Annotated in this window: 5 protein-coding genes, 1 tRNA gene and 1 pseudogene; 3 read left to right on the top strand and 4 right to left on the bottom strand. The window is 72.9% G+C overall.

What is annotated here, in order from left to right:
- Positions 1-114: 114 nt before the first annotated feature.
- Positions 115-570, bottom strand: coding sequence for a hypothetical protein (locus G3I53_RS26655; protein ID WP_164334114.1), 456 nt, complete (start codon positions 568-570; stop codon positions 115-117).
- Positions 571-816: 246 nt separating this feature from the next.
- Here G3I53_RS26655 and G3I53_RS26650 point away from each other — a divergent pair, with 246 nt between their 5' ends.
- Positions 817-1,791 (top strand): helix-turn-helix transcriptional regulator, encoded by a 975-nt coding sequence (locus tag G3I53_RS26650; protein WP_164334113.1) that lies wholly within the window; start codon positions 817-819, stop codon positions 1,789-1,791.
- Positions 1,792-1,939: 148 nt separating this feature from the next.
- Here G3I53_RS26650 and G3I53_RS26645 read toward each other — a convergent pair whose 3' ends face one another.
- Positions 1,940-2,158, bottom strand: coding sequence for a hypothetical protein (locus G3I53_RS26645; protein ID WP_239064137.1), 219 nt, complete (start codon positions 2,156-2,158; stop codon positions 1,940-1,942).
- A 21-nt stretch (positions 2,159-2,179) separates the two neighbouring features.
- Here G3I53_RS26645 and G3I53_RS26640 point away from each other — a divergent pair.
- Positions 2,180-2,574: pseudogene (locus tag G3I53_RS26640) on the top strand (MarR family transcriptional regulator).
- 51 nt (positions 2,575-2,625) lie between these two features.
- Here the strand turns inward: G3I53_RS26640 and G3I53_RS26635 are convergent.
- Together G3I53_RS26635 and G3I53_RS26630 are read right to left on the bottom strand one after the other, a co-directional pair.
- Positions 2,626-3,030, bottom strand: coding sequence for a TIGR03618 family F420-dependent PPOX class oxidoreductase (locus G3I53_RS26635; protein ID WP_164334112.1), 405 nt, complete (start codon positions 3,028-3,030; stop codon positions 2,626-2,628).
- Between the two features lie 228 nt (positions 3,031-3,258).
- Positions 3,259-3,345 (bottom strand) — tRNA-Leu (locus G3I53_RS26630).
- 539 nt (positions 3,346-3,884) lie between these two features.
- Between G3I53_RS26630 and G3I53_RS26625 the strand changes: the two genes are divergently transcribed.
- The coding region (locus tag G3I53_RS26625) for a DUF3662 domain-containing protein (RefSeq protein ID WP_164438852.1) at positions 3,885-4,323 on the top strand (439 nt) is incomplete at its 3' end.

The raw sequence follows: 4,323 nt of genomic DNA, 5'->3' as shown, positions 1-4,323 counted from the left end.
CCGGTCCCGGCAGGGCCGCGCTGTGTCGCGTACCTCTCGCCCGGCTGCGGGCCGTGAGGGCCGGCGCCCGGTGGGCGGGGCTCTACGGCCGTGCGCCGGGCAGGCGCAGGACGGTCAGCGGCCGGGGCTCGGCGCGACGGGCGGGACACCCCAGTCGTGGTTGTCCGGCACTGTGGGCTGCGGGACGCCCCAGTCGTGGCTGTCCGGGACCATCGGCTGCGGGACGCCCCAGTCGTGGTTGTCCGGCACTGTGGGCTGCGGGACGCCCCAGTCGTGGTTGCCCTGGAGGGGCTTGGCCGGGGGGACGCCCCAGTCGTGGTTCAGCAGTCCGTCGGTCACGCTCTTCGCCAGATCCGCGGCCGCCCCCGCGGCCACCTCCGTCAGGCTGTCCGAGCCGACTCCGGTGGCCGTGGCGTGGGTGCCCGCCGGTGCGGAGGCGGGGCCGTACTCGGCGGCCTGGGCGATCCCCTGGCCCGCCAGCGTCAGCAGTCCCCCGGCCAGCAGAGTGGCGGCGGCACGGACGCCGACGCGAACGAGACCGGTCGTCGTCCCAGCAACAGAGCGCTTCACGATTTCCCCCAGTATCGAGTGGTTCGTTCTCTTGCGGTGTTTCCTCCTGGCGAGCACAACTCTGCCGTTCGGACCCCCCTCGAACGAGGCCGTTCGCGTGCAACTTGCTGCGTATTGCACGTGCCGTTTGCTGCACGAACCGCCCCCGCGAGCACATCCGCGCCGTTCGACGCATGGCGCCACCGGTGTGACCCGGGGTATCTCTTGAGGAAAGATCGGCACAGGTCGTGCACACAGGGGGGAACCGTGGCGCAACCACGTCTGGACTTCTTGGGCGTCGCCAGAGATGAGGAAGCGCTCTACCGCCGGCTGCTGCGCCAGGGCGTGGGCGACGATCCCGACCAGGTCGCCGCCGAGACCCACACCGAGACCGCGGACCGGCTGGTCGAGCTCGGTCTGGCCACCCGTACCCACGCCGGCGCCCTGCGCCCGGTGGCCCCGGCCAGGGCCGTGGAGCATCTGATCGACCACCGCCTGGACGCCCTCCAGGCGGAACTGGAGCTGACCGCGCGCAGCAACGGCATCGTGGAGTCGCTCCAGCAGGAGCGCGAGACCGCCCCGGCGCCGCGCCCGCCGGAGGAGGCTCCGACCGTCCAGCAGATCGAGGGCCTCGAAGCCGTCCGGGCCGTCATCGACGAGCTCACCTTCTTCGCCCGCACCGAGAGCCTCACCACGAACCCGACGGGCATCATCAGTCCCGAGTCGGCGGACTTCTCCCGCCCGATCGACCTGCGCATCCTGCGGCGCGGCGTGCGGATGCGCACCCTGATGGCCGCCCCCGCCCTGGACGACGCGAACACCCTGTCCTATCTGCGCGAGCTGGCCGCCAAAGGCGCGGAGGTGCGCATCTCCCACGCCCCGCTGGAGCGGATGATCATCTGCGACCGGTCGGCGGCCCTCACCCCGCTCGACCCGTCGGACACCGCTAAGGGCGCCCTGCTCACGCGCGAGCCCGGCCTGGTGGCCACCCTGGTCACCCTCTTCGACCGGATGTGGGCCATGGCCCAGGAACTGCCCACCCCGGACGACGAGCCGCCCACCGAGATCGAGCGCAGGATCCTCAAGACCCTCTACAGCGCCGACAAGGACGAGAGCGGCGCCCGGGACCTGGGCATCTCGGTGCGGACATACCGCAAGCACGTGGCCAGCCTGATGACCCGCCTGCACGCCACCAACCGCTTCCAGGCTGCCCTGCTGGCCCGCGAGCGCGGCTGGTTCTGAGGGCAGCGGGAGCCACGTCGCCCGCCGGCGCCGGGCGCGGGCGTCATTCGGCCCCGGGGCAGCGGGATCCGCTCCTGTCCGTACGGCAGCACGGCACGGCCTCCGGCGGCCATGGCGACCAGCGCCTGCGCCGGCCCGCCGACGGCCGTCAGCCGCCGCACCGATCCGGCGGGCAGAACCAGGCCCGGTCCACGCCGGCCCGCTCGCTCCTGCCGTCCACCGCGACCTCGAACGAGCCCGAGACTGGCATCCACACCTGCTCCCGGACTATGACCTGCACCGGCGTCGCCGCGTCCGCGCCGAGCTCCACCCGCCAGGTGCTGAGTTCGGCGCCGCCCTGACCGGGCGCCACCAGGCTGTACATCACGCCCGCGGGGGTGCGCTGTTCATGAGCCGTCCGGACGCCGCCGGGTACGCCGACCTGCGTCCCGTGCACGGCCTGGTCTTCCAGGCGCTGCGCGGTGATGGCGCGACCAGCAGCGAGCCGGCCGAGAAGCTGGGGGTCACCGAGCAGGCCGCCGGACAGATCGTCGACGACCTGGAGAAACGCGGCCACGTCGAGCGCCGCCCGCGCCCCGCCGGCGGGCGCCGCAGACAGGTCGTCCTCACCGACCGCGCCGCGGACCCGCCTGACCGTGGCCGGGCGCACCCTGCACGAGCTTGGAGGCGCAGCTGTCCGAGCCGCTCCGGGCGGCGGACCTGGAGGTGCCGCGGGCGGAACTCGCCACCATGATCAGGGCGTTGGCGGGAGACACGGCCCCTCCGCTCCGCCCTTTGTGGTGATCCCCACACCGCGCGGGGCCGGATACACCGCTCATCCACAGCACACCCGCGTCAGACGCGGCCCATCGCGCGCGTCACCGTGATCTCGATGGCGACGCGCTCGGGGTTGGGGCTCGGCATGCGGCCGTAGCGCTCCGCGTACCGCTCGACCGCCTCGGCGATCGCCTCCGGCTCGGTGCGCAGCCGCGCCACCCCCTCCAGGGTCGCCCAGCGGCCCACGTCCACCTGGCACACCGCGACCCGCGCGCCGTCCGGCTGCGCCGCCCCGACATGGGCCGCCTTCCGGCTCGTGCGCCGGGTGATGATCCGGGCGAGCCGGTGCTCCGGGTCGTACGTCACCCCGACGGGGACGACATGGGGGCTGCCGTCGGGCCGCAGGGTGGTGAGGGTGGGGAACAACCGCTCCCGCCAGAACGCGAGGAATTCCGGACCGGGATCACTCAGGTCGATAGCCATTCCGGGAGGCTAGCCGGTCCGGCCGGGCACCCCCGTCGGCACCGGCAGCAGGCCGTCGGCCGGGGCGCGCGGCCCGGCCCGGCGGGCGGATCCGCCCGTGCGACGGCGCTCGCGCCGCCCGTGACATTGCTCACGCGCGCCACGGCGTCCCGGGCCCTCCGGGCAACGCGAAACGGGCCCCGGCCGGGACTTCCGTCTCCGGCCGAGACCCGTTTCAACGGTTTCTCGTGGTGCGCGAGGGGGGAGTTGAACCCCCACGCCCTTGCGGGCACTGGAACCTGAATCCAGCGCGTCTGCCTATTCCGCCACCCGCGCATTGGGTGTGTCCTCGGGCCCTTCCCCGTAGGGGTGCGGCGCCTTCCGACACGAGAACATTAGCACGCTGGCCGGGGTGGATTCACATCCCTTTCCGCCGCCCCCGGACCGCAGCCCGCGCTGAGCAGCGCCATCGCGCCGACGGCCCCCGCACGGCCCCGCGGGACGCCGCGGGAGGGCCGCCCGGGGCCGCTACGTACCGGCCAGGACTGCTTCACGTATCAACCTCGTACCGGTCCGTCCCGTCCACCCAGGAGCAGGGCGGAGTCCACAGCCGGGTGCGGGACACTGGTCTTCGGCCCCCTCTACGATCCATGGCAGAAACGGCGCGCGCGAGGGCGACGGGCAGGGCGGAGGAGTTCGAAGGGGAGTCCCGGAGGGAACTTCGTCAGGCGTCGACACCCGTCGACGGGGCGGATCAGGGGGAACCAGCCGATCGGGCGGCGCGTGGATACGATCAGTAAGCAGTACCAGGTAAGCGGTGCACGGCACGGTGCACGGGGCAGTACACAGGACGGCAGCGACGGAGGAGGTGCCCCATGGGAGTCCTGAAGAAGTTCGAGCAGCGTCTCGAAGGTCTGGTCAACGGCACCTTTGCCAAGGTGTTCAAGTCCGAGGTGCAGCCCGTGGAGATCGCGGGAGCGCTCCAGCGGGAGTGCGACAACAACGCCACCATCTGGAACCGCGACCGGACCGTCGTCCCCAACGACTTCATCGTCGAACTGAGCACCCCGGACTTCGAGCGGCTCAGCCCGTACTCGGGCCAGCTCGGCGACGAGCTGGCCGGCATGGTGCGGGACTACGCCAAGCAGCAGCGCTACACCTTCATGGGCCCGATCAAGGTCCACCTGGAGAAGGCCGACGACCTCGACACCGGCCTGTACCGGGTACGCAGCCGCACCCTCGCCTCCTCCGCCAGCCAGGCTCCGGGCGCCCCCGGCGCCGGCCCGGCCCCGGCCGGCCGCCCCGGCGGCTACG

Source organism: Streptomyces sp. SID14436, assembly GCF_010548465.1.
Lineage (GTDB): Bacteria > Actinomycetota > Actinomycetes > Streptomycetales > Streptomycetaceae > Streptomyces.
Note: the sequence above shows the minus strand (reverse complement) of the source record. Positions and strands in the feature narration are given on the sequence as shown.